Raw genomic sequence first — 25,210 nt, forward strand, 5'->3', positions numbered from 1 at the left:
TTCGGCTACCGCCGCCTCACCGTCCGGTACGAACGCAAGGGCTCCCACTTCCTCGCCTTCCTCGGCCTCGCGGCCGCCCTCACCTGCTACAAGAAACTCGCCAAGATCACCACGTGAGACATCCTCTAAGGCGAGAACGGGTGTGACACCTGGGGCTCGTGATCCAGCTTGCCGGGCACGCTCCCTTCGACGTCGAACTCGCGGAGCGAGTGACTCGGGGAGTGCTGGGGCTGCCGTTGGCGGACGTGAGCAAGTGATGGTCACCGTGCGATGGACTTGAGCCAGTCATCGACGGTGATGACATCCGCCTGCCTCGGGAACAGTCGCTCCGTGAGGGCGCGATGCAGCTCGGGGTCGGTGTCGAGGCAGGCGTCGGTCAGGACGGTGAGGCCGAGGTCCAGGTCGGCGGCCTGGCAGAACGTGGACAGAACGACACCGCTGGTTGCGATGCCGGTGAGAACGAGGTTGTTGATATCGCCGGCCCGCAGCACCAAGTCGAGGTCGCTGCCGGAGAACGCGCTCCCGCGTTTCTTGGTGACCACGATCTCGCCCTCCCGGGGAGCGATGTCGGGGTGGATCGCTGTACGCGGGTTGTCCTCGTCGAACAGACCGGTCCGTGCGTAGGCGTCGACTGCCTTGTTGCGGGTGCTGACGTCTGCGTAGCCCGGGCGCAGGCGGATGACCACGTATATCACCGGAATGCCGGCCGACCGGGCACCGTCGATGGCCTGGCGCAGGCGCGGGAGGTAGGTGGAATCGGCGCCGACGAAGTCCACGATGGATTGCTGGACGTCCATGATGAGAAGTGCGTTGTTCGCCATGCCTGTTGTCCCTTCTTCGAGGTAGTGGCAACGCTACCTGTGCGACACACGCAGCTCCGTGAGATATCGCTTGGTGACCCGGCCTCCGTACCGCTCGTCGATCAGCCCGGCGATGCAGCCCAGCAGCCCCTCCCTGGCCTCAGGCTGCAACGCCCGATGGCCGGAGTAGGTGCACAGCAACTCCACGTATTCCGCCGTGGTGTACGTCAGATCCCACTCGTAGCGCCGGAAGGTGACCGGGCCGAAGCGGCCGCTGCGTGCGACCTCGGTGGCGTAGTCGGAGGTGTCGATGTCCTGCGCGGCAAGGAGACGCAGGCCCGGAGGGGTGGTCGGGTCGAAGCGTTCGTAGCAGGTCTGGACCTCGGTGAAGAACTCCTCGCTGCCGCCCGCCACATGGTGTGTGGCGATTACGGCGAGGGCGCCGCCGGGACGTAGCGCGTCGGCGGCTTTGGTCATCCGTACCGCCGGGTCGATCCAGTGGAACGCCGTCGCCGAGACGACCGCGTCGAACGGCTCCTCCGGCAGGGGCCAGGTCTCGAAGTCCGCCGTCATGACTTCGACCGTGCTGTAGCCGGACAGGTTGCGCCGGGCTACGGCGGCCATGTTCGCGCCCAGTTCGACGGCAGCGATGTGGCAGCCGCGCTCGGCGAGCGGCACGGTCGCCTTGCCGGTGCCGGCGCCCACTTCGAGGACGCGGCAGCCGGGGCCCGTACCGGCCAACTCCGCGAGGTCGTCGAACAGTTCCGGCGGGTATCCGGGCCTGGACCGGTCGTACAGCTCGGCGTCCTCGTCGAAGGTCCGCCTCAGGGGGACACGGTGCATGGCAGCACGCTAGCCGAGTCCGCGGGACAGCTTTTATTGACCGATCGTTCTCGATAGGCGTAGCGTCTCCGGCATGGCAAGGGTCAAGGAGTTCGATCCGGATGCGGCGTTGCAGCGCGCGCTGGAGCTGTTCTGGGAGCGCGGCTACGAGCACACCTCGATGGCCGACCTCGTCGAGCACCTCGGCATCGCCCGCGCGAGCATCTACTCGACCTTCGGCGGCAAGCACGAGCTGTTCATGAAGGCCCTGGAGCGGTATCTCGAGACGACGCAGCCTGCCATCGTCTCGGCGTTGTCGCAGCCGGGGCCCGTGCTGCCCGCGATCCAGGGGCTGATGCGGCGGTTCGCCGGTGAGGTGCTCGACGAGCGGTGGCGGCGGGGGTGTCTGGTGGTCAACTCCGCGGTGGAGCTGATGCATCGCGACCCGCATGTCGCCCGGCGGATCGAGGCGAGCTGGGACGGCATCGAGGCCGCGCTGGCCTCCGCCCTGACCCGGGCCCAGGCGCAGGGGGAGATCTCGGCGGACAAGGATCCCCGGGCGTTGGCGCGGCTGTTGCTGACCGTGCTCAACGGGCTCCGTGTGCTGGGGCATGCGCATCCCGATCCCGCGCGGGTGCGGGACGTCACGGAACAGGTGATGACCATCCTGCGGTGATCGTCTCTGCAGGACGGTGCGTCCTTTTGCATGCCCTGATAACAGAACGATCGATCTGGAATGGAAAGAGGGGGTTCCCATGACAGGAATGACGATGACCGACGATGCTGAGCTCGCCCGTTCGCTGGAGGGCGACTTCACCAGCGAGCACGCCGACGTCAACGGCGTGCGGCTGCACTACGTCACCGGTGGGGCGGGCGAACCGCTTGTGCTGCTGGGCGGTTGGCCGCAGACCTGGTGGCAGTTCCACGAGGTGATGCCGGCGCTGGCCCGCGAGTTCCGTGTGATCGCCGTCGATCTGCGGGGGATGGGCGGCTCGTCCAAGCCGGAGGGGGGTATGACAAGAAGACCATGGCCGAGGACATCCTCGCCCTCGTCCGGCACCTCGGCCATGAGTCCGTGCACATCGCCGGGCACGACATCGGGGCGATGGTCGGCCAGTCCCTCGCCGCCAACCACCCGGAGGCGGTACGGAAGCTCGCGCTGCTGGACGTCCACCACCCCGACGAGACCTTCGCCGGGATCACGATGCTGCCCCGGTCGGGGCAGCACGTGGACGGCAAGGCCGCGGGCGGGGTCTATCTGTGGTGGTTCGCGTTCAATCAAGTGCTCGGTCTGCCCGAGAAGTTGCTGGAGGGGCGGTCCCGGGAGCTGATCGACTGGATCTTCGACTACTTGCTCCACGACTCCGCGTCCATCGGCGAGCGCTCGCGCGAGATCTACGCGCGTGCGTACGCGTCCCCTGACGCGATCCGGGCCGGGAACGCCTGGTACCGGGCGTTCCCGCAGGACGTCGAGGACGAGAAGGGGTACGGGCCGCTGGCCGTGCCCGTCCTCGTGCTGGGCGGCGAGCACTCCAACTACGCCTGGCTGGCCTCGATCGTCAGCGGGAAGGGGGCTGACGTGCGGACGGTCGAGGTGAAGGGCAGCGGGCACTATCTGCCGGAGGAGCAGCCGGAGGCGGTCGTCCGGGAGTTGACGGAGTTCTTCCGGTAGCCCGAGTGCTCAACGAGGGATCGTGGCGCGGAACTTGTGGGCGAGGTCCGCGCCACGGATCACGCCGTGCGTGTGGTACGTGAGCCCCCACGCGTCGATGGCCGAGCCGTCCGCGAAGACGCACATGGTGTGCAGGTGGTCGCGGTCGACCGGCTCGCCGTGGCGGATCCAGCCGCCCGTGTCGGAGGGCCGGTTGCCGAACTGGGTCGTGCCACCGATGTAGGCGCAGTACGCAGCGGACGGGTTGCCGACCGGATGCTTCGGCAGGGCGGGCTTGCGGACGTACGCCAGGGCGGCGAGCGTCGGCTTGTCGGCGGCCAGGGTGTCGGCGGGGATGACGAGTTGGGTTTCGTCCTTGGCCTGGAATCGGCACAGGGCGCGGTCGCCGCCGAGCGGGGTGAGGGAGCGGCCGTTGTCGTAGTACGGGGTGTAGGCGGCGGGGGAACCGCCGTGGGTCGTGCACCAGTGGGCCGGGGTGGGCGGCTTGGCCGCCGGGTGGGCCGCCGGGTTGGCGTCCGCCTGGGTGGTGCCGATCAGGAGTGCGGAGGCGGCAGTTACGAGGGCCAGGGCTGTGACTCGTGCGCGCATGGTGTCCTCCCGAGGTCGGTGGACAGTCTCGGGGCAGGGGGCAACGGCGTCAACGGTGTGCGCGTACCTCGTCCGGCTGAGTCACGCGCAATGATGGTGCTGTCTTCACACGATGGGCGCATCATCGCGGACATGGGTCAGTCAACCACTCAGAAAAGATCCCCCAGGACTTTGTGCGAAGGTGTTCGATGCGCCCGGTGCATGGATCGCACGATGGTGCGGGAGATCCATCTCGCGCACGATGGAACGATCCTTCGTTACGACGACTGGATCTGCAACTGCGGTTACCGCAGGTCGAGTCGGGAGGTTCCCAGGCCGGGCAGCGGTGGCGAGAGGGCGCTCAGGGCCGCACTCCCGCCACCGGGGACGCAGCGGGTGCTCGCGGTGAGGGGGAGGTGACGTTTGCGCTGGGGAGATCAGCGCACCGTGTACGCCTCGACCTCCCACAGGGAGTAGCCGAACGGCGTTGCCCGCTTTTCGCCCTGGATGCGGATGAACCGCGTGCCCGGGGCGTCCATGCGGACCGTCTCCGTACCGCCCTTGCCGTCCGTCACCGAGGCGGCGTCGCGCCAGGTGCGGCCGTCGGGGGAGACCTGGACGCGGTAGCGGGCGGCGTAGGCGTCCTGCCAGTGGAGGACGAGACGGCCCAGCCGTACGGGGCGCGGGAGTTCGGCCTGCCACCAGGCGTCGTCCTCGGGCTTGGAGGACCAGCGGGTCTTCGGGTCGCCGTCCACGGCAGCGGAGGCGGGGAAGTCCTCGGCCTCGTCGCCGGAGGAGGTGGCGTTCGCGCCGCGGGCGACGTCCGGGCCGCCGGAGGGCGGGTACGCGCGGACGGTCACCGTCCGCTCCTGGTCGCCGAGCCGGACCGGGACCGTGAAGGTGCGGGCGGAGGTGCCCGCCGGGACGGACAGTTCGATGCGGGCCGTGGTCACCCCGCCGCGTACGGCGGTGAGTTGGGGCGGGGCCTTGACGGTGACGCCCTGCGGTGCCTTGACGGTGAGGGGGAGGCGGGTCGTGTCCGGGCGCTGGTTGATCATGCGGGCCTCGACGACCGCCGGGTCGCCGCCCAGTTCCGCGGTGGCCTCGTCGTGGGTGAGCTCGAAGTCGGCCGAGGGCGAGTCGGCGAACCAGGGGGTGACCTCGTGCACGGGCGGCGGGGTCGCGCCCGTGCCCCAGACCACGCGCAGGGCGTCGGCCCGTACGCCCTTGCCCGGCAGCTGGGTCCAGCCGCTGTCGGCCACGGTGCCGAGCGGCTGCCAGCCCTTGTCCGGGGTGCGGGCCTCGACCGTGCCGCGTACGCCGGAGGCCGGGTCGGTGAGCACGGTGACGGCGGTCAGGGGGTGGGGGGAGCGCAGGGGCACCGTCAGCGTGCTGCCCGGTTGTGAGGTCACCGTCGTCGCCGGGTCGCCGTCGGTGGCGGCGCCCGCCGTGCGCTGCGGACGGTCCACGCCCAGCCAGCCGTTGGCGCGCGTCAGCGCCTGGGCGAGGAACGGGGACAGTACGCCTTCGCCCACGGTGACCTGCTCCGAAGCGATGCGGTCGCGTAGCCGCAGGACGTCGAGTTCGGCACGCCAGGCCGCCGCGCCGTCGCCGCGCGCCTGGGCGGTGAGCATGTCCACGGCCCGCGTTCCCGCGTCGCCGTGGCGCGCCAACTGCTCGAGCCAGGGCCGTGCTTCGCCGTTGAAGGTGCGCTCGAGGTGCTGCGGGGCCTCGGACATGACGCGGAACGCCGCACGCAGCTTGTCGGCGGCGTCCGACAGCCTGCCGGTGTCCGTGCCGGAGAGGGCCTGCCAGAAGTCGTCCAGCAGGGGCCGCAGATACGCGGACTCGGTGCCGCCCAGCACGGACGAGGCGTCGTTCCCGGCGAACGCCCGCAGGGCCTCGCGGGCCCGGTCGTCCTCGCCCGCGAGGTCGTCGATGGCCGCCGCCCAGGACTCCTCCGGGCGGTAGTCGCGAGGGTTCCAGGCGTAGTCCGCCGTCGTGAACAGCGGGATGCGCGAAGCGGTGGGCTCGGCCGAGGCGTTGGCGAGGACCTCGGCCGAGCCGACGGCCACACCGGGCTCGCGGCCGGAGTAGGGGCCGAGGAAGATCCGGTCCTGGGTGAAGTCGCTCACCGGGTAGTTGTCCATCGTGACCAGCCCGTGCTTGCCGAAGGCGGCCTGCGCGTCGGCGAGTTCGCGCCCGGTGATGGTGCGGGGGACGACGCCGACGCCCGTCCACGCCACCTCCACCCGAGGGTCGAGCCGCTCGGCGAGGGCATGGCGGAAGGCCGTACGGCCCTCCTGGTAGTACTCGGTGGGCAGCAGCGACAGCGGTGCGGCCTCCCGGCCCTTGGCGGCCAGGTGCCCGGCGAGCGCGTCCGCGACCTTCGCCTGCGCCTTCGCGGCGGCCTTGGGGCCGGAGCCGAACTCGTCCGAGTCCGCGTCACAGTGCCACTCGCTGTAGCTCACGTCCTGGAACTGGAGCTGGAAGGCGCGTACACCCAGCGCCCACATCGCGTCGACCTTGCGCAGGAGCGCCCGCAGGTCCTTGCGGGAGGAGAAGCACATCGCCTGCCCGGGGGCGACCGCCCAGCCGAGCGTCACATGGTTGCGGCGGGCCCGCTCGGCCAGCGCACGGAAGTCGGCGCGCTGCTCGGCCGGGTACGGGTCGCGCCACAGGGCCTGGCGGTACGGGTCGTCACCGGGGGCGTAGAGATAGCGGTTGAGCTTCGTACGGCCCATGAAGTCGAGCTGCGACAGCCGTTGGCGTCGTGACCAGGGCTGCCCGTAGAAGCCCTCGGTCAGTCCGCGCACCGCCGTGCCGGGCCAGTCGCGGATCACCGCGCCCGCGAAGGCCCGGCCGCCGCCCTGGCCCACCGCCAACTGCCGCAGCGTCTGCACCGCGTGGAAGAGTCCGTCCGGCCCGGCACCCGCCATCGCCACCGTGGCGCGGCCGTCGCGCTGCCCGGTCGCCAGCCGGTAGCCGCCCGACGGCAGATCGCCGACCGGCGGGGCACCGAGCGCGCGCAGCGCGTCCTCGGCGGACCTGCCGCCGGCGTGGACGATCAGCCCGCGCGGCGGCGGGGTGCCGCCCGGCTGGGCGTCGACGACCGTACGGGCACCGAGGGAGCGCAGGAGGTCGCGGAGCGCGCTCAGCGCGTACGGGTCGGTGTCCCGGTCGGACATGACCGTGACCTCGTCGCCGATCCGGGCGGCGGCGCCCTGGGCCCGCGCGGTCTGGGGGCGCGGCGACACCGGCGGCAGACCGCCCGTGCTCTCCGGGTCCGGGCTGTCGGGGCTGCCCGCGGAGGCGGGCGCGGGGTCCTCGGGCCGCGGCGCGGCCTGCGCCTCGGGGCAGTTGCCGAGCAGGCCGCCCAGCAGCGCCGCGGCCAGGACCATCCCCGCACGGCGGGGGCGGACGACGAGCCGCCCGGTGCCGAGGGAACGGTACGGCCGGTGGCCGTCGCCGCGGATGTCGTACGAGGGGTCGTTGCCCGGGAACCGCACGGCTGTGTCTCAACCCCTTTGCGTCGCGCGTGGAGCGCTGAGCCCATCACCAGCGGAATCGGCGTGTCAACGCAGCTGACCGAAGTGCCGGTAATGCCCGGTGGGTTGTGTTCACCCATGCCTCTTTCCTGGGCTTTCCCTGGGTTCTTCCCTGGGTTTTCCTCGGGTCCCACGGGTAGACCGGACATGCCCGACCTCGACTCACGGCCCCGACTCATGGCCCGTCACCCAGGAGGCCTGCATGGGCAGAGCACGTCTTGCCGCACTGCACGGAGTCGCCACGTCCTACGAGCCCGCGCCCGGCCAGAGCGTCCCGGTGCCCGAGGACACCGTCGTCGCCGTCCTCGCCGCGCTGGGCGTCGACGCGTCGACGCCGCGGGCCGTCCAGGACGCCCTCGACGCCCATGCCCGTACCGAGCGCCTGCGGCTGCTGCCCCCGGCCGTCGTGCTGCGCACGACCGGCCTGCCGCCCCTGGGCGTCCCCGACGGCACCGCGCTGCGCGTCCGGACCGAGGACGGGCGGGAGCTCGCGGCTGACGAGCTCGTGGATGGCGAACTCGCGGATGGCGAACCGCTTCCGTACGGCGTCCACCTGCTGCGCGCCCACACCCCCGACGGCCGGTCCGCGACCGCCCCGCTGATCGTCGCCCCGGAGCGGCTGCCCGAGGCGCCCGAGCGCGGGCACGGCTTCCTCGTCCAGCTCTACTCCCTGCTGTCCGCCCGCTCCTGGGGCATGGGCGACCTCGCCGACCTGGCCGAGCTCGCCGCCTGGTCTGGGCGTGCGTTCGGGGCGGACTTCCTTCAGGTCAACCCGTTGCACGCCGCCGTGCCCGGCGCCCCCACCGACCCCTCGCCCTACCGCCCGTCCTCACGCCGCTTCCCCGACCCCGTGCACCTGCGCATCGAGGAGATCACCGAGTTCGGCTATCTCGCCGGCCCGGACCGGAAGGCCGCCGAGCAGCTGCTGGCCCGCGCCGCCGAGCTGCGCGACGCCGTGCTGCGGGACGGGGAGCTGATCGACCGCGACGCCGTGTGGGCCCTCAAGCTCCAGGCCCTCGAGCTCGTACGGACCGTGCCGCTGAGCCCCGGGCGGCGCGCCGCGTACTGCGACTTCCTCGCCGCGCAGGGCCAGGCCCTCGACGACCACGCCACCTGGAACGCCCTCGCCGAGGTGCACGGCTCCGACTGGCACGGCTGGCCGGGCGCGCTGAAGGACCCCCGCTCGGCCCGGACCGCCCGCGCCCGCGGCGAACTGCTCGACCGCGTCGACTTCCACTGCTGGCTCGCCTGGCTCACCGACCGGCAACTGGCCACCGCCCAGCGCGCCGCCCGCGATGCCGGGATGCGCATCGGCCTCGTCCACGATCTGGCCGTCGGCGTCCATCCGGCGGGTGCGGACGCCTGGGCGCAGCAGGACGCGCTGGCCGCCGGGATGTCCATCGGTGCGCCCCCTGATGCCTTCAACTCCCATGGCCAGGACTGGGGTCTGCCGCCCTGGCGCCCCGACGCCCTGCGGGCCACCGGCTACGCCCCGTACCGCGATCTCCTGCGCGCCCTGCTGCGGCACGCGGGTGCCCTGCGCATCGACCACGTCATGGGGCTGTTCCGGCTGTGGTGGGTGCCGCAGGGCAGCGAACCCGGGCGGGGCACGTATGTGCGGTACGACGCCGAGGCGATGCTCGGCGTCCTCGCCCTCGAGGCGCACCGCGCGGACGCGGTCGTCATAGGGGAGGACCTGGGCACGGTGGAACCGGGCGTGCGGGAGGCGCTGGCCGAGCGCGGGGTGCTCGGCACGTCGGTGCTGTGGTTCGAGCGCGCTTACGGGGAGGGCGTGCGCCGCCCCGCGCCGCTGGAGCCCGGGCGGTGGCGGCGGGACTGCGTCGCCACCCCCACGACGCACGACCTGCCGAGCACCGCCGCCCGGCTCACCGGCGACCATGTCGCGCTGCGCCACCGGCTCGGGCTGCTGGGCCGGCCGCTCGCGGTCGAGCAGCGCGAGGACGCGAAGGAGGTCGCGGAGTGGCTGGCCCTGTTCGGGCGGCTGGGGCTGCTGCCGGAGGGGCCGGGGGACGAGGAGGCGGCGGTCAAGGCCGTCCACCGCTTCCTGCTGAGCACGCCCGCGCGGCTGGTCGGCGTCTGGCTGCCGGACGCGGTCGGCGACCGGCGTCCGCAGAACCTGCCGGGTACGTGGGACGAGTACCCGAACTGGCGGCTGCCCGTCGCGGACGCGGCCGGGCGGGCGCTGTCCCTGGAGGAACTGGCGGCCTCGCCGCGGCTGCACGCGCTGATGGAGGAGGTGCGGGGTGGTGTGGACCGGCTACGGGTGACCCCGGGCGCGCGGGGTTCGCGCGGGTCGGCTATTTTCGGGGCGTGAGCAATAAGAAGATGAACGCCGTGCGCGCCGGGGCCGTGTCCGTCGGCACGCTGATGCTGCTGCTGACGTCGTCCCCCGCGTTCGCGCTTGTTCGCGACGACGGTGACGACCCGGGTCCGGGCCTGAGCGTGGGCGCGACGCTCGGTCTGTTCGTCGCCACGCCGATCGTGCTGTTCCTGGTGATCGCGGGGCTGGTCATGGTGCTGTCGCGGAAGGGCGACAACCCGCAGATGCACGACACGCACTACGCGCGCTCGTCGTCGTCGCGCTGACGGCTCCGCCGTCGTTTCGCCGTTTCGGCCGGCCCCGGTTTCCCGCGTGCGGTACGCGTGGGGGCCGGGGCTGTTGCGTTGTGCCCCGGCCCCGCCCTTTCACCGTTTCCTCCGGGGCTCCGCCCCGGGCCCCGAAACCGCGCTCCGCGCGGTTGTCCTCAATCGCCGGACGGGCTGAGAGTTCGCGCCCGCGCTGGATTTCAGCGCAAGCGCGAAATCCAGCGCGGCGCGGACCACGCAGCCTGGCCCGGCACTATCAAGCCCGGCCGGCGATTGAGGCCGAGCGGCGAAGCCGCGACAGGGGGTCTGGGGCGGAGCCCCAGGAGACGGGGAGAGGGTGGGACCGGGGCCGGATCCCACCCCCCGCGGCCGTCAGGCGGCCGCCGCAGCCTCGTCCGCCGCCTGGGCCTTGAGCGCGCGCTCGACGCCCGCCCGGCACTCCGTCACCAGACGGCTAAGCGCGGCGCTCGGCTCGGCCGAGGCCAGCCACGCGTCCGTGGCGTCCAGCGTCGCCTGCGACACCTGCAGCGCCGGGTAGAGCGCGGTCGCGATCATCTCGCCGGCCTCGTGGCTGCGGCTCTCCCAGATCTTCTTCACCACCGCGAAGTACTTCTCCGCGTACGGCGCGGTCAGCTCCCGCTGGTCGGTCTGGATGAAGCCGCCGATGACGGCCTCCCGCATCGCGTTCGGCAGCGCGTCGGAGTCGATGACCGACGCCCACGCCTCGGCCTTCGCCTCGGCCGTCGGGCGCGCGGCCCGGGCCGTGGCGGCGCGTTGCTCGCCCGCCGAGGTCTTGTCGCGCTCCAGCTCGGCGGCGATCGCCTTCTCGTCCGCACGCCCCGTGGCGGCGAGCCGGATGAGCAGGTCCCAGCGCAGCTCGGTGTCGACGGCCAGGCCCTCGAGGGTCTCGGTGCCGTCCAGCAGCGCCGCCAGCAGGTCGAGCTGCTCGTCCGTGCGGGCCGTGGCGGCGAACGCCCGGGCCCAGGCGAGCTGGTGGTCGCTGCCGGGCCGCGCCGCCCGCAGGTGCTCGAGCGTGGCGTCGGTCCAGCGGGCCAGGCCCGTCGCGCGCCGGGCGGGCGCCGCGTACAGGTCCAGGGCGAGCTTCACCTGGCGGTGCAGCGACTGGACGACGCCGATGTCCGACTCCTTGGCGATACCCGACAGCACCAGGTCCAGGTAGTCGCGGGTGGCCAGTTCGGCGTCGCGGGTCATGTCCCAGGCGGAGGCCCAGGACAGGGCGCGCGGCAGCGACTCGGCGAAGTCGCCCAGGTGCGCGGTGACGGTGCGCAGGGACTCCTCGTCGAGCCGCACCTTCGCGTACGACAGGTCGTCGTCGTTGAGCAGCACGACGGCCGGGCGGGGGGTGCCGACCAGCTGCGGGACGGCGGTCAGCTCGCCGTCGATGTCCAGCTCGATCCGCTCGGTACGGACCAGCGCGCCGTCCTTCAGGTCGTACGCGCCGATGGCGATCCGGTGCGGCCGCAGCGTCGGGGCGCCCTTGGCGCCCTCGGGCAGCGGGGTGGCCTCCTGCCGGACGGCGAACGAGGTGATGACGCCGTCAGCGTCCGTGGTGATCTCGGGGCGCAGGGTGTTGATGCCGGCCGTCTCCAGCCACGCCTTCGACCAGGCCTTCAGGTCGCGGCCGCTCATCAGCTCCAGCGCGCTCAGCAGGTCGGAGAGCTGGGTGTTGCTGTAGGCGAACGTCTTGAAGTACGCCTGCACGCCCCGGAAGAACTCGTCCTGGCCCACGTACGCGACGAGCTGCTTGAGTACGGACGCGCCCTTGGCGTAGGTGATGCCGTCGAAGTTGACGAGCACGTCGTCGAGGTCGCGGATCTCCGCCATGATCGGGTGGGTCGAGGGCAGCTGGTCCTGCCGGTAGGCCCAGGTCTTCATGGAGTTGGCGAACGTGGTCCACGCGTGGGGCCACTTCGAGCCGGGCGCGGCGGCCTGGCAGGCGATGGAGGTGTAGGTGGCGAACGACTCGTTCAGCCACAGGTCGTTCCACCACTTCATGGTCACGAGGTCGCCGAACCACATGTGGGCGAGCTCGTGCAGGATCGTCTCGGCCCGCACCTCGTACGCCGCGTCCGTCACCTTGGAGCGGAAGACGTACTGGTCGCGGATGGTGACCGCGCCCGCGTTCTCCATCGCGCCCGCGTTGAACTCCGGCACGAAGAGCTGGTCGTACTTCGCGAACGGGTAGGCGTAGTCGAACTTCTCCTGGAACCAGTCGAAGCCCTGCCGCGTCACGTCGAAGATCGCGTCCGCGTCGAGGTACTCGGCGAGCGACGGCCGGCAGTAGATGCCCAGCGGGACGGTGCGGCCGTCCTTCTCGTACGTGCTGTGCACGCTGTGGTACGGGCCGACGATCAGCGCGGTGATGTAGGTCGAGATGCGCGGGGTCGGCTCGAACCGCCAGACGTTGTCCGAAGGGCGCTCGGGCGTGGGCGAGTTGGAGATCACCGTCCAGTCGGCGGGCGCCTTCACGGTGAACCGGAACGTCGCCTTCAGGTCCGGCTGCTCGAACGAGGCGAAGACGCGGCGCGCGTCGGGCACCTCGAACTGGGTGTAGAGATAGGCCTGGTTGTCGACCGGGTCGACGAACCGGTGCAGTCCTTCACCGGTGTTGGTGTACGCGCAGTCCGCGACCACCCGCAGCTCGTTCTGCCCGCCGCGCAGCTCCGGCAGGGTGATCCGGCTGTCCGCGAAGACGGCGGCGGGGTCGAGCGCCGCACCGTTGAGCGTGACCTCGTGGACCGCGGGGGCGACCAGGTCGATGAACGTCTCCGCGCCCGCCTCGGACGAGTCGAACCGCACGACGGTCTCGGAGCGGTACGTCCCGCCCTCCTGCGCGCCGGAGAGGTCGAGCTCGATCTCGTACGCGTCCACGGTGAGCAGCCGCGCCCGCCGCTCGGCCTCTTCCCGGGTCAGATTCGTGCCAGGCACCTGGGTGTCTCCTTAGCTCTCCGTCGTTTCGGCCATCCTTCCACGGCGCGCTTCACCGGCGCAGGGCACATTCCCAGGGGCCGTTCGGTCTCGATGCGCAGGGGGGGGCGGTCGATATCTGCGTCATGATCGAACTCTGCCATGGGATGTCAGTGGCCGTGGGTACGCTGACGGCGAAGGCAATCGGCACGAGGAGGTGCGGACCCATGACAGTGCTGGACCGACTGTGGCGGGACGTGGAAGCCCGGACGAACGCCGAGGGATACGTCGTCGAGATCATCGATGGAAGGGTGATCATGACTCCGCAGAGCCCGACGCAGTCCAACACGATCCGCAGGCTGATGTATCAGGCGGGCCGGGAACTCGGTGAGGACGCGCCGATCGTGTTCGATGTGGCGGTCGACTTCCCGGGTGAGACGTCGTCGTGCCCGGACATCGCCATCCTCGACGTCGATGCCCAACCGCGCGGCAAACGCTATGTGTGCATGGACGTGATCGCTGCCATCGAAGTGGTGTCCATGGACTCCGATGACAACGACTACGTGACGAAGGTGGCCAAGTACAGCCGCTTCGGCATCGAAACGTACCTGATCATCGATCCCTTCAAGCGACTCTGCACTTTGCACGAAGGGGCCCTGGCAACCGGGTATGCGAAGCACACGGAGTATGCCTATGGGCAGGCTGTGACGATGGACCTGGCGGATGGCCGGAAGTTCACGATCGACACCAGCGGCTTCCCGGTCGAGGAGTGAGCGAAGGGGCTGAGCACCGCAGAGTGCCCAGCCCCTTCACACATGAACCCCGGCGTCAGCCGCGCCGCAGTTCCTCCGCCACCAGCTCCGCGATCTGCACCGCGTTGAGGGCGGCGCCCTTGCGCAGGTTGTCGTTGGAGAGGAACAGCGCGAGGCCGTTCTCGACGGTCTCGTCGACGCGGAGGCGGCCGACGTAGGAGGCGTCCTTGCCCGCGGCCTGGAGCGGGGTCGGGATGTCGGAGAGCTCGACGCCCGGGGCGTCCGCCAGGAGTTCGTAGGCGCGGGCCACGGTCAGGGGGCGCTCGAAGCGGGCGTTGACCTGGAGGGAGTGGCCGGTGAAGACCGGGACGCGGACGCAGGTGCCGGAGACCTTGAGATCCGGGATCTCGAGGATCTTGCGGGACTCGTTGCGGAGCTTCTGCTCCTCGTCCGTCTCGAAGCTGCCGTCGTCGACGAGCGAACCGGCCATCGGCAGCACGTTGAAGGCGATGTGCCGCTGGTAGACGCCGGGCTCCGGGAGGGCGACGGCCTCGCCGTCGTGGACCAGCTCGGGGCCGCGCTCGCCGACCGTGCGCACCTGGCCGTCCAGCTCGGCCACGCCGGCCAGGCCGGAACCGGAGACCGCCTGGTAGGTGGTGGCGATCAGCGCGGTCAGCCCCGCCTCCGCGTGCAGCGGCTTGAGGACCGGCATCGCGGCCATCGTGGTGCAGTTCGGGTTGGCGATGATGCCCTTGGGGCGGTCGGCGATCGCGTGCGGGTTGACCTCGGCGACGACCAGCGGGACCTCGGGGTCGCGGCGCCAGGCGGAGGAGTTGTCGATCACGACGGCGCCCTGCGCGGCGACCTTCTCGGCCAGCGCCCTGGAGGTGGTGCCGCCCGCGGAGAAGAGCACGATGTCCAGGCCGGAGTAGTCGGCCGTGGCGGCGTCCTCGATGGTGATCTCACGGTCGTCCCACGGCAGCGTCGAACCGGCGCTGCGGGCGGAGGCGAACAGGCGCAGCTCCGTGACCGGGAATTTCCGCTCGGCGAGGATCTTGCGCATGACTGCGCCGACCTGACCGGTGGCACCGACGATTCCGAGCCTCACGAGGACTCCCTACTCACGTTGGGGCTTGCGGTTCCCATCATGTGCGTGTGTGGGGGGCAAAAGTCCAATCGGTTGTCCGGAGAGCGGGAAGGGGTGGGTGCCCTGTCGGCACCCACCCCGACGGGTTACGGCAGGACCTTGCCGATCGTCACGCTGCCGGTCCCCACGACCGTGCCCGCCGCGTTGACCAGCCGGATGTCACCGGAGAACGTACGGCCCTCCACGGCCGGGCCCGTGGCCACGACCTCGGCGGTGATCCGCGCGGAGCGGCCCGTGCCCAGCTTCACCGGCGTGTCGGCGGCGGTGAGCCTGCCGAACGAGGGCGCGAAGTGGATGTCGCGGTAGTCGTAGGCGGTCGAGCCGCCCGGCACCGAGTAGCCGCTGACCTCGATCGTGTACTCGCCCGCGGCCGGTGCCTTGAGGATGACCTTCTCGTTCGAGCCGCCGTTGGCGGAGATGCCCACCGGCTTGCCGTCCTTGTAGACGGCCAGGTCCAGGTCGGCCTTGGGGTCGGGCGTGCCGCCGATCGTGGCCTCGAAGCGGGTCACGCCCTCGGGCAGGGTGACCGTGGAGGTCTGCTGCTCGCCCTCCGCGATGGTGGGGCGGGCGGCCTTGGCCGAGCCGAGCGGGCCCGCGACCGCCTTGCCGTCGAAGGGGGCGAAGCCGTTGGAGGCCTGCCAGGAGACGGTGACCGGGGTGTTGGCCTTGGCCTCGGGGACGGTCCGCACGGGCGGGGTGAAGGCGGTGCCGAGCGCGGTGGCCGTCATGGTGAACGGGTTGTCGAGCTGCGGCGAGGTGCGGCGCGCCTCGACCTCGATCTCCCAGACGCCCGGCTCCGGGTCGGTGTAGGTGCGCACGTCCGGGCGGCAGGTGTTGTCGGGGTTGTCGGAGTTTTCGTAGTTCGGGTAGCAGTAGACGGTCGAGGTGGGGTCGGCCGGCATGCCTTCGGAGTCGATGGCGATGAACCGGGTCTGGCTGCCCTTGGCCAGGCCGCTCATCCGCACCTCGAGCGTCTTCGCGCCCTTCGGTACGAAGACGAACGTCGACGTGGTCGCGTTGCGCTGCACCGTGCCGGACTTCTTCACCGTGTACGACGGCTTGGCCAGCGGCTCGGCGGCGATCACGGTCGCCATGATCTGCTTGTCGACGCCGATGGTGCGGTAGTCGTCGACGGCGAGGATCGCGCTGTGGATGCCCGTGGTCCTGGGCGTGGCCCTGACCTTGACGGTGACGGGCTTGTTCAGCGGCAGCGCGACCGTGTCACGGCCGAGCAGGCGGAACGTTCCGTCGTTGTTCTGCCACTTCAGCCCGTGCCACACCGGCCCGGCGGGACCGGAGGTGCGGGTGATGGTGACGTCGTACGTCTTGGACTGCCCGGCCCTGAGGCCGCCCTCGCGGTCGTAGATGCCGGTGCCGAAGTTCGGCGTCTGGAGCCGGCCGGAGAGGACCGTGGAGACCGGGGCCTTGACCGTGTAGTCGTGGGCGGTGGCGCCGTGGCGCAGCGCGGCCCAGGCGCCGGTGATGTTGATCAGGCCCGAGCCCTGCTCGTACGCCTGGAAGCCCTTGATCTGCTTCGCCGTGCTGGTCAGCGCCGTGCGCAGGTCGGCCGGGGTGAGCTTCATGTGCTCCTGCTTGGCGGCCGAGATCAGCAGGGCCGAGGCGCCGGCGGCCTGCGGGGAGGCCATCGAGGTGCCCTGGAGCATGCTGTAGCCGGCGGGCAGGGTGTAGCCGGCCTCCTTGACCGGCGAGCCCGGCTCCCAGGTCGGCGTGGTGTTGATGGAGGCGCCCGGGGCGGTGATGGTGGGCGTGAAGCCGCCGTCCTCGCGCGGGCCGCGGGAGGAGAAGGGCATCATCGCGTACGGGGTGCGGACCTCGGAGCCGTAGTCGGCGGCCCACGTCTCCTTGGAGATGGCCGCGCCCACGCTGATCACCTTGTCGGCCAGCCCGGGGCTGCCGATGGTGTTGGCGCCGGGACCCTCGTTGCCCGCGGAGATCACGAGCTGCACGCCGTACTTGTCGATGAGGCGGGTGTACGTCGTGTCGCGGTCCTCGGAGCCGTCGTTGAGGGCGCGCAGCCCACCGATGGACATGTTGATGATGTCCACGCCGTGGTTGACGACCAGGTCGATCATGCCTTCCTTGAGCGCGACGTTGGTGCAGCCGCCGCTCCAGGTGCAGGCCCGGGAGGAGACGATCTTCGCGCCGGGAGCCGCGCCGTTCATCCTGCCGCCGAACAGGCTGTTGGCGGCGGTGATGCCCGCGACATGGGTGCCGTGCTCGGACTGGACGATGCCGATGTTGACGAAGTCGGCCTTCTTGCCGACCCAGTTGCCGCCCAGCGGGGACATCGGCACGTCCTTGCGGATCTCCACGGTGAACGGAATCCGCTTGGCGACCGGGGACTTGGGGTCGTCCTTGCCGAAGTAGCCGATCTGGAAGCCGTCCTTGTACGGCTTCATCTCCGTCTCGTCGCGGAAGTCGCCGTCGTCGTTCAGGTCGACGCGGACGGTGCCCTTCTTCTTGTCGTAGAGGACGGCCCAGGAGTCGGTGGTGTCGCCGTCCCGGTTGAGGTCGCCCTTCATGTCGCCCTTGGGGAGGGTGGCGCTCTCGCGGAACAGCGCGACCTGGTAGTCACCGGGCGGCGCGGTGTACGTACGGCCGTTGAAGGAGAAGCTGGGGCCGGAGACGTCCGTCGTCATCGGCAGCCAGGTGCCGTCCTTGTCCCCGATCGGGTCGGTGGCGGTGACCCAGTCGACTATCTTGCGCTCGCCGGTGGTGGTCTTCTGCAGCGCGGGGTGGGCGATGTCGACGCCGGAGTCGAGGATGCCGATGGTCACGCCCCGCCCGTCGGCCTTGGGGTGGGCGCCCACGAAGTCGACGGCGCCGGTCTCGAAGGCGGGCTGGTACGGGTTCTTGGCCGGGGTGTCCTTGCCAGGCGCCGGGTAGGTACGGCCCTTCGGGGCCTTGGCGCCGGCGGTGGAGTCGGTGGAGTCACCGCCCGGCGTCGGGTCCGGGGGCTTGATCTCCTGCTTGAGGTCGATGGCCTGGACCGAGGACAGCTGCTGCGCCGTGCTGATGGCGGCGTCGGCCTTCGAGGTGGGGACGGTGACCCGGACGTAGCCGAGGTCGTCGTAGCTCTTGCCCACCGAGGCGCCCTTGATGGCGTCCAGCTTTTTGGTGATCTGCCCGGTCTGTCCCGGAGCAGTGGTGATCATCATGGTGACGGTCTTGTCGCCGCCGGCCTTGGCCTCGGCCAGCAGGCCCGGGCTGTGCGAACCGAGCTTGTCCGTCTTGGGGTTGGCCGGTTTGACCGGGCCCGGGGGTATGGAGGGCTGGGGTCCGTCGGCGAACGCGGGGGCGGCGCCTGCCGCGGCGAGCGCCGCCGCGACCGCGGCCGCGACGGCTATTCGACCCGCGCGTCTCGCGCCGTGCGCGGAGACGGTACGGGGGGTGGGGGTGGTCATGAACTTTCCCTGGCAACTGGTGAACGGTCGGATGAGCGATCACTTTTATGGAAGTGACGGGTATTTGGGGAGAGTTGCCGGGCGTGGAGGATAAAGATGGCGTAAACCCGCCATCTGTCGCGCGGGATGAAGCCGGACAGAAGATGATCAACTGGTCACGGCGCATTCCCGCAGCTCACATTGTGTGGGGCAAACGGGCTACACGCGCCCGGCGCAGACCTTTATGGTTTCGCGCAACGCGTTCCCTGGCGGGTGAACGCTGAGTGAGCGTCAGTACTCCAGGGGACGAGTCATATATGTCGGTTCGCGATAGCCAAGATCGATGTGCGGTGATCGGCGGCGACCGTTGCTGCCGTGTTCACGCCCAGGTCACTCACGCTGCCGACGATCCTCACTGACGAAAGCCGCAGCCCATCTGCCAGACCGCTCGCCTTCGCGTTCGCACTCGGGGAGACCGCCATGCACCGCAGATCCGACAGATCGCCGGCCACGCACCTCGACCGCCGCGGATTCCTGGCCGCGGCGGGAGCCGTCGGCACGGCCACCCTCATCGGCGCTGCCGGTTCGGCCAACGCCGACACCCCGGTCCCCCCGGTGCCCGGCACCGGCACGCAGCCCGACCCCGGTCCGTCCGCCGCTTCCGGCGCTTCCGCCACGGAGATCGCCGAGGCGGCTCCCACCGGCGCGGGCACGACCCTCCAGTCCGTGGCCGCCCCCCGTGGCAGCGGCGGTTACCGCAGGCTCGGCGACGGGCCCGGCTGGCCCCGGGTCGTCCGTACCGACCTCGCCTCCCGCCGCTCCACCCGCCGTGCCCGCACCACGATCGCGTCCTTCGTCCAGTTCACCGACCTCCACCTGACGGATGTGCAGCACCCGCTGCGCTACGAGTTCTTCCGCGCCGGCGGGCCGGGCGGCTGGCGTCCCCACGAGGCGCTGACCCTGCCCGGTGTGGTGTCCCTCGTCGAGCGCGTCAACAAGCTGCGCCGCGGCCCCGCGACGGGCAGCCCGCTGCGCTTCGTCGTCACCACCGGCGACAACGGCGACGAGAACGCGAAGATCGAGGCCGAGTGGTTCCTCACCGCCATGAGCGGCGGCCGGATGAACCCCAACACCGGCGACCCGCACCACTACGAGGGCGTGCAGAACAGCAACCTCAAGCTCTACTGGCATCCCGACAGTTCGCTGCGCGACCAGGACAAGCAGGTGGGCTACCCGCGCATCAACGGCTATCTGAACGCGGCCATGCGCGGCGTCAACAGCCCCGGCCTGAACATCCCCTGGTACTCCACCTTCGGCAACCACGATCTGCTGTCCGGCGGTTGCTACCCGGCCGTCGGCTCCTTCATCGCCGATGTCGCCGTGGGCGGCAAGAAGCTCTACTCCATCACCGCCGACGAGGCCAAGTGGCTCATGGACGGCGAGCTGCACGGCGCCGACCCCAAGGGCAAGCGCATCGAGGACCTCCTGCGCCGGCACAAGAAGGACCTGCGCAGGGTCACCCCGGACCCGCGCCGCGTGCCGCTCTCCCAGCACCAGTACATGGCCATGCACCTCGACCGGAAGTACACCGGCAAGGGCCCGGTCGGCCACGGCTACACCCAGGCCAACCTCGACTCGGGGAGCCTCTATTACACGTTCCCCGTCTCCGACAAGGTCATCGGCATCAGCCTCGACTCCACCGACCCCGGCGGCCACTACCAGGGTTCGATCGGCACCGCCCAGCTCAACTGGCTGGACCGCACGCTCCGGGAGCACCGGAACTCCTACGCGCTGGTCTTCAGCCACCACCCCAGCTGGAGCATGGACAACACCACGCCCGACCCCGCCCACCCGGGCGACCAGCGCCACGGCGGCGACGAGATGATCGAGCTCCTCCAGCGCCACAAGAACGTCCTGGCCTGGATCAACGGTCACAGCCACCGCAACCGCATCCGGCCGCGCGGTACCTTCTGGGAGATCGCCACCGCCTCCCACATCGACTATCCGCAGCTCGCGCGCATCATCGAGATCACGGACAACCACGACGGCACGCTGTCCCTCTTCACCACCCTCGTCGAGTCCGCCGCCCCCCACCGCACCGACTTCCACGACCTGTCCCAGACCGGCCTCGCCTCGCTCTACCGCGAACTGGCCTTCAACGCACCGGGTTCCGACAAGTCGCTCGTGGGAGACCCCACCGACCGCAACACGGAACTGCTGCTCAAGCGCTGACCGCCTGCTGATCAGCGGGGGAGTACGACGAGGTACGCGGCGGGCTCGCGGTCGGCCGACGCCACCAGGGCGGTACGGACCACCGCGGCCTGCTGCTCCGGCGACTCGGCGAGCCTCTTCGGCGTGGTGTGCACGACCAGCATCCCCAGCCGCTCCAACCGCTCGCGCTTGCGCTCGAGTTGGGACCAGGGCGCGTTCGCGTCCGCGTCCGTGTCCCGGCGGGGGGCGTGGTCGTCGATCTCGAGCACCACGCCGTGGTCGGGCCAGTAGGCGTCCACGCCGCCCAGGCAGGGGCCGCCGGGCAGCCACAGCTCCACGTTCCACAGCGGGACGGGCAGCGCCTGGTCGGTCACCATGGCGTACAGCCTGCCCTCGGCGACCGCCCGGCCCTCCGCGAGCACGGCGTCCATGGCCCGCGCGATGTGCGTACGGCTCATCAGCCGGGCCCGGGTCAGCTCCCGTACGAGCCGGCCCGGTTCGCAGTGCCCGCCGCGCACGGCCTCGGTGAGCAGGGCGCGTACGGCCGCCGCGTCCGTGAGCTGCCCCACGGCGTCGGCCACCGCCCGGGCCACCGGTGCGACCGGCACGCCGGTCAGCAGCTGCGGGCGCGGCACGGTGTGCGCCCGTACGGGGCGTACGAACCCGGTCGCGCGCAGCCGGCGCGTGCTCGGCACCAGGACGTCGATGTGCTCCAGGGAGAGCAGCGGGGGCACGGAGGTGAAGCGGTGCAGGGCGAGCGCGGCCGGGCCGGTGATCATCGCCTCGCCGTAGGGGGCGGACTCCGAGGTCCGGGTGGGCTGCACGGGGACGCCCTGGGTCCGCGCGAGGGTGTACATCAGCGCGGCGTGCAGCCGCTCCTCGCTGGTCGCCGGCCCGGTGCGGAGCAGGTAGACGCCGGGGAGGAGCTGCTGCCAGGGCCCGCCGGGCCGGCACCGCTCGGTGACGGCGGCCGACGGGACGCCGTGCTCCCGCAGTTGACGGGATGTCAGGACGCGGGAGCGGATGTCGGAGAGATGGTGGAGCGGGCGGGGGGAAAGGGGGATGTCGAAGTTCATGTCCCGGCCATTCCCGCCGCCGGCCCGCTCCTTAACCGCTGTTACAGGCTCGTCGACAAATCCGGACAACACCGGACTAAAGTAAGGGTGTTCGATTGCCGAATGGCCCGTCGCCCGGATGGCTTACTCACTGGCGTACCTACTTGGCGGCCTGGATGTCGCAGGCCTGGGCGCGCAGCGCCCTGGCCAGGTCGTCCCGGGCCTCCAGCACCAGCCGCCGCAGCGCGGGCGCCGCGTCCTCGTGCGCCGCGAGCCAGGCGTCGGTGGCGTCCAGCGTCGGCCGGTCGCCCTGGAGGATCGGGAACAGGCCCTTGACGATCGCCATCGCGTTCTCGATGGACCGCTCGCGCCAGATGCGCTCGATCTCCTCGAAGTAGCGCGGCGCGTACGGCGCCAGCAGGTCCCGCTGCCCCGGCTGGTCGAAGCCCGCGATGGAGGCCTCGGTGAGCGCGTTGGACAGCGCGTCCGACTCCACGACCGAGGCCCATGCCCCGGCCTTGACCTCGGCGTCCGGCCGGGAGGACAGGCAGCGGACATGGTGCCGCTTGCCCGACGCGGTGTTGTCGCGGGCGAGTTCGGCGTCCAGCAGTGCCTCGTCGGCCGCGCCCTGGGAGGCGAGTGCCGCCAGGAGCGCCCAGCGCAGCTCCTGGTCGACGTCAAGGCCGTCGATCCTCGCGGTCCCCTCCAGCAGTCCGCGCAGCAGCTGCAGATCGGCGTTGGAGGAGGCGAGCTGGGCGAAGTGCCGTGCCCACGCCAGCTGGTGGCCGCTGCCGGGCTCGGCGAGCCGCAGCTCGCGCAGCGCGCTCTGCGCCAACTCCCGTGCGCCCGGCTCCCGTCGGTCGGGCGCCGAGTAGTGGGTGAGCGCGGAGTTCGCGCAGATCTGGAGCATCTGGAGCACGCCGATGTCGGTCTCGGCGCCCGCGAAGCGCTGCACCAGGTCCAGGTAGTCGCGGGCCGGCATCAGCCCGTCGCGCGTGAGGTTCCACAGGGCGGACCAGCACAGGGCGCGGGCGAGGGGATCGATGAGGTCGCCGAGGTGCGCGCGCAGGGTGGCGAGCGAGTGCTCGTCGAAGCGGATCTTGCAGTACGTCAGGTCGTCGTCGTTGACGAGGACGAGCTCCGGGCGCTCCGCACCGGCCAGTTCGGCCACGACCGTACGGGGACCCACGACATCGGTCTCGGCCCGGGCGTAGCGGACGAGCTCGGTGCCCTCGCGCCGGTAGAGGCCGACCGCCACCCGGTGCGGGCGCAGCTCGGGGTGCGAGGCGGGGGCCTCCTGGACGATCGCCAGCTCGGTGATCCGGTCCGCGGCGTCGTACGTCACCTGCGGGGTCAGCGAGTTGACCCCGGCCGTCTGAAGCCAGGACCGCGACCACGCGGCCATGTCCCGGCCCGAGGTCTCCTCGAGCACGGACAGCAGGTCGGCGAGCCGCGTGTTGCCGTAGGCGTGGCGCTTGAAGTAGCGGCGCGCACCCTCGAGGAAGGCGTCCCGGCCGACGTAGGCCACCAGCTGCTTGAGCACCGAGGCGCCCTTGGCGTAGGTGATGCCGTCGAAGTTGAGCTTGGCGTCCTCGAGGTCGTGGATGTCCGCGGTGACGGGGTGGGTCGAGGGCAGCTGGTCGGCCCGGTACGCCCAGGCCTTGCGCTGGTTGGCGAAGCTGATCCAGGCATTGTCGAAGCGGGTCGCCTCGACCTGCGAGAAGGAGCCCATGAAGTCCGCGAAGGACTCCTTGAGCCACAGGTCGTCCCACCACTCCATGGTCACCAGGTCGCCGAACCACATGTGCGCCATCTCGTGCAGGATGACGTTCGCCCGGCGCTCGTAGGACGAGCGTGTCACCTTGCCGCGGAAGACGAACTCCTCGCGGAAGGTCACACAGCCCGGGTTCTCCATGGCCCCGATGTTGTACTCGGGCACGAAGGCCTGGTCGTACTTGCCGAAGGGGTACGGGAAGCCGAAGTGGTCGTGGAAGAAGTCGAAGCCCTGCTTGGTGACGGTGAAGATGTCATCCGCGTCGAAGTACGGGGCAAGTCCCTTGCGGCACAGGGCACTCAGCGGGATCTCCAGCGTGCTGCCGTCGGGCAGCTTGCGGCTGTAGTGGTCGCGCTCGACGTGGTACGGGCCGGCGACGACGGCCGTGATGTAGGTGGAGATCGGCTGCGTCGGCACGAAGCGCCAGGTGGCACCCCCGGTTGTGGGCTCCGGTGTGCCGTCCTGCGCGCCGTTGCTCAGCACGGTCCAGCCGGTGGGGGCGGTCACCGAGAAGGTGAACGGGGCCTTGAGGTCCGGCTGTTCGAAGTTCGCGAACACGCGGCGGGCGTCGGCGGGCTCGTACTGCGTGTAGAGGTAGACCTCGCCGTCCTCCGGGTCGGCGAAGCGGTGCATGCCCTCGCCGGTGCGGCTGTACGCGCACTGCGCGTCCACGGTCAGGACGTTCTCGGCGGCCAGCCCCTCCAGGGCGATGCGGGAGCCGTCGAAGACGGACCGCGCGTCCAGCTCGCGACCGTTGAGGGTGACCGCGGTCACCGACGGTGCCAGCAGGTCGGCGAAGGTGGCGGCGCCGGGCTCGGCGCAGCGGAAGCGGATTGTGGTCACCGAGCGGAAGGTGCGGGGCCCGTGGTTCGGGCCCACCGCGGATCGCAGGTCGAGCGCGATGTCGTAGCCGTCCACGGTCAGCAGCCGGGCCCGCTCGCGGGCCTCCTCGCGGGTCAGGTTCTCGCCGGGCACGACGCGGCTCCCTCGTCTTCGTCTCAAACGCTTCGTCTCGTATGTCGAACACCAGGAATCATGGCATGGGGTTTGTTTGTTGAAACGCTGACTGTCCTGCTCTTTCTAGGAGATCCGGAGATCCGCGTGACCACAGACGTGACGAGCACCGGGAAGTCCACCGTCGGCTTCTGGTTCGACCCCGCCTGCCCCTGGGCCTGGATGACCTCGCGCTGGATGCTCGAGGTCGAGAAGGTGCGGCCCGTGGAGGTGCGCTGGCACGTGATGAGCCTGGCCGTGCTCAACGAGGACCGGCTGGACGACATGCCGGAGGAGTACCGCGACGCGATGCGTCCCGGCGGTGCGGCCTGGGCGCCGGTGCGGGTGTGCATCGCCGCCGAGCAGGAGTTCGGCAACGAGGCGCTCGGCCGGCTCTACACCGCGCTCGGCACCCGCTTCCACAACCGCGGCGAGGGCCGCAGCCCCGAGGCGATCCTCGGCGCCCTCGAGGACGCGGGCCTTCCGGCGCGTCTGGCGGAGGCGGGGAACACCGACGCCTACGACGACGCCCTGCGGGTCTCGCACAAGGAGGGCATCGAGAAGGTCGGCCAGGAGGTCGGCACCCCGATCATCTCGGTGCCGGGGCCGGACGGGGCCGAGGTGGCCTTCTTCGGCCCCGTCGTCACCCCCGCCCCCAAGGGCGAGGCCGCGGCCAGACTCTGGGACGGCACCCTGCTGGTGGCTGGGACCCCGGGCTTCTACGAGCTCAAGCGGACGCGGACGGAGGGCCCGATCTTCGACTGAGGCGGCCTGCCTGCTGGGGGCGCGGGGTGGGGATGTTCGCCCCGGTCCCGCCCATTCACCGTTTCCTCCGGGGGCTCCGCCCCCGGGCCCCCGAAACCGCGCTTCGCGCGGTTGTCCTCAATCGCCGGACGGGCTGAAATTCAGCCCGTCCGGCGATTGAGGACG

The 25,210-nt window shown here is 71.0% G+C and carries 15 protein-coding genes and 2 pseudogenes; 8 read left to right on the plus strand and 9 right to left on the minus strand.

The features are described 5' to 3' along the window. Positions 1–117 (plus strand): annotated as a pseudogene (locus ACV530_RS35615) (IS5/IS1182 family transposase); the annotation flags it as partial. Between the two features lie 143 nt (positions 118–260). On the opposite strand, the gene ACV530_RS35620 reads toward ACV530_RS35615, so the two are convergent. Together ACV530_RS35620 and ACV530_RS35625 are read right to left on the minus strand one after the other, a co-directional pair. After that, entirely contained in the window at positions 261–821 is a 561-nt protein-coding gene (locus tag ACV530_RS35620; RefSeq protein WP_494336869.1) for a cysteine hydrolase family protein, read from the minus strand. Positions 822–854: 33 nt separating this feature from the next. Beyond that, positions 855–1,643, minus strand: coding sequence for a class I SAM-dependent methyltransferase (locus tag ACV530_RS35625; protein WP_494336870.1), 789 nt, complete (start codon positions 1,641–1,643; stop codon positions 855–857). A 73-nt stretch (positions 1,644–1,716) separates the two neighbouring features. On the opposite strand from ACV530_RS35625, the gene ACV530_RS35630 reads away from it, so the two are divergent. After that, positions 1,717–2,298 (plus strand): TetR/AcrR family transcriptional regulator, encoded by a 582-nt coding sequence (locus tag ACV530_RS35630; protein ID WP_494336871.1) that lies wholly within the window; start codon positions 1,717–1,719, stop codon positions 2,296–2,298. Positions 2,299–2,554: 256 nt separating this feature from the next. Next, positions 2,555–3,294 (plus strand): annotated as a pseudogene (locus ACV530_RS35635) (alpha/beta fold hydrolase). A 9-nt stretch (positions 3,295–3,303) separates the two neighbouring features. On the opposite strand, the gene ACV530_RS35640 reads toward ACV530_RS35635, so the two are convergent. Next, the gene (locus ACV530_RS35640; RefSeq protein WP_494336872.1) at positions 3,304–3,882 is read right to left on the minus strand and encodes a hypothetical protein; all 579 of its coding nucleotides are present in this window, start codon (positions 3,880–3,882) and stop codon (positions 3,304–3,306) included. A gap of 416 nt (positions 3,883–4,298) precedes the next feature. After that, a complete protein-coding gene (locus tag ACV530_RS35645) occupies positions 4,299–7,262 on the minus strand; it encodes a glycoside hydrolase family 84 protein (protein ID WP_494336881.1) in 2,964 nt (987 codons plus the stop codon). A 349-nt stretch (positions 7,263–7,611) separates the two neighbouring features. Between ACV530_RS35645 and malQ the strand changes: the two genes are divergently transcribed. Both malQ and ACV530_RS35655 read left to right on the plus strand, forming a co-directional pair. Continuing rightward, positions 7,612–9,744, plus strand: coding sequence for a 4-alpha-glucanotransferase (malQ, locus tag ACV530_RS35650; RefSeq protein WP_494336873.1), 2,133 nt, complete (start codon positions 7,612–7,614; stop codon positions 9,742–9,744). A gap of 11 nt (positions 9,745–9,755) precedes the next feature. Next, a complete protein-coding gene (locus ACV530_RS35655) occupies positions 9,756–10,016 on the plus strand; it encodes a hypothetical protein (protein ID WP_494336882.1) in 261 nt (86 codons plus the stop codon). A 372-nt stretch (positions 10,017–10,388) separates the two neighbouring features. On the opposite strand, the gene pepN (ACV530_RS35660) is transcribed toward ACV530_RS35655, so the two are convergent. Beyond that, positions 10,389–12,965, minus strand: a complete 2,577-nt coding sequence (pepN, locus tag ACV530_RS35660; protein ID WP_494336874.1) for an aminopeptidase N — start codon at positions 12,963–12,965, stop codon at positions 10,389–10,391. Positions 12,966–13,171: 206 nt separating this feature from the next. On the opposite strand from pepN (ACV530_RS35660), the gene ACV530_RS35665 reads away from it, so the two are divergent. Continuing rightward, on the plus strand, positions 13,172–13,717 hold the full coding sequence (locus ACV530_RS35665) for a Uma2 family endonuclease (RefSeq protein WP_494336875.1): 546 nt from the start codon (positions 13,172–13,174) through the stop codon (positions 13,715–13,717). 55 nt (positions 13,718–13,772) lie between these two features. On the opposite strand, the gene ACV530_RS35670 is transcribed toward ACV530_RS35665, so the two are convergent. Together ACV530_RS35670 and ACV530_RS35675 are read right to left on the minus strand one after the other, a co-directional pair. Beyond that, complete coding sequence (locus ACV530_RS35670) at positions 13,773–14,804, minus strand: aspartate-semialdehyde dehydrogenase (RefSeq protein ID WP_494336876.1); 1,032 nt, start codon at positions 14,802–14,804, stop codon at positions 13,773–13,775. A gap of 125 nt (positions 14,805–14,929) precedes the next feature. Then, complete coding sequence (locus ACV530_RS35675; RefSeq protein WP_494336877.1) at positions 14,930–18,268, minus strand: S8 family serine peptidase; 3,339 nt, start codon at positions 18,266–18,268, stop codon at positions 14,930–14,932. 459 nt (positions 18,269–18,727) lie between these two features. Here ACV530_RS35675 and ACV530_RS35680 point away from each other — a divergent pair, with 459 nt between their 5' ends. Next, positions 18,728–20,479: a TIGR03767 family metallophosphoesterase gene (locus ACV530_RS35680; RefSeq protein ID WP_494336878.1), complete on the plus strand. Its 1,752-nt coding sequence runs from the start codon at positions 18,728–18,730 to the stop codon at positions 20,477–20,479. Between the two features lie 11 nt (positions 20,480–20,490). Here ACV530_RS35680 and ACV530_RS35685 read toward each other — a convergent pair whose 3' ends face one another. Both ACV530_RS35685 and pepN (ACV530_RS35690) read right to left on the minus strand, forming a co-directional pair. Continuing rightward, positions 20,491–21,534: a hypothetical protein gene (locus ACV530_RS35685; RefSeq protein WP_494336879.1), complete on the minus strand. Its 1,044-nt coding sequence runs from the start codon at positions 21,532–21,534 to the stop codon at positions 20,491–20,493. A 139-nt stretch (positions 21,535–21,673) separates the two neighbouring features. Then, on the minus strand, positions 21,674–24,262 hold the full coding sequence (gene pepN, locus ACV530_RS35690; RefSeq protein WP_494336880.1) for an aminopeptidase N: 2,589 nt from the start codon (positions 24,260–24,262) through the stop codon (positions 21,674–21,676). A 138-nt stretch (positions 24,263–24,400) separates the two neighbouring features. On the opposite strand from pepN (ACV530_RS35690), the gene ACV530_RS35695 reads away from it, so the two are divergent. Then, on the plus strand, positions 24,401–25,045 hold the full coding sequence (locus tag ACV530_RS35695; protein WP_494336883.1) for a mycothiol-dependent nitroreductase Rv2466c family protein: 645 nt from the start codon (positions 24,401–24,403) through the stop codon (positions 25,043–25,045). The last annotated feature ends 165 nt before the right edge of the window (positions 25,046–25,210 follow it).

This window comes from Streptomyces sp. SX-6 (genome assembly GCF_059089585.1).

Coding starts and splice junctions, on each gene's coding strand:
- ACV530_RS35620 (WP_494336869.1), bottom strand. CDS start 821: ATGGCGAACAACGCACTTCTCATCATGGACGTCCAGCAATCCATCGTG.
- ACV530_RS35625 (WP_494336870.1), bottom strand. CDS start 1,643: ATGCACCGTGTCCCCCTGAGGCGGACCTTCGACGAGGACGCCGAGCTG.
- ACV530_RS35630 (WP_494336871.1), top strand. CDS start 1,717: ATGGCAAGGGTCAAGGAGTTCGATCCGGATGCGGCGTTGCAGCGCGCG.
- ACV530_RS35640 (WP_494336872.1), bottom strand. CDS start 3,882: ATGCGCGCACGAGTCACAGCCCTGGCCCTCGTAACTGCCGCCTCCGCA.
- ACV530_RS35645 (WP_494336881.1), bottom strand. CDS start 7,262: ATGGTCCTGGCCGCGGCGCTGCTGGGCGGCCTGCTCGGCAACTGCCCC.
- malQ (WP_494336873.1), top strand. CDS start 7,612: ATGGGCAGAGCACGTCTTGCCGCACTGCACGGAGTCGCCACGTCCTAC.
- ACV530_RS35655 (WP_494336882.1), top strand. CDS start 9,756: ATGAACGCCGTGCGCGCCGGGGCCGTGTCCGTCGGCACGCTGATGCTG.
- ACV530_RS35665 (WP_494336875.1), top strand. CDS start 13,172: ATGACAGTGCTGGACCGACTGTGGCGGGACGTGGAAGCCCGGACGAAC.
- ACV530_RS35675 (WP_494336877.1), bottom strand. CDS start 18,268: ATGACCACCCCCACCCCCCGTACCGTCTCCGCGCACGGCGCGAGACGC.
- ACV530_RS35680 (WP_494336878.1), top strand. CDS start 18,728: ATGCACCGCAGATCCGACAGATCGCCGGCCACGCACCTCGACCGCCGC.
- ACV530_RS35685 (WP_494336879.1), bottom strand. CDS start 21,534: ATGAACTTCGACATCCCCCTTTCCCCCCGCCCGCTCCACCATCTCTCC.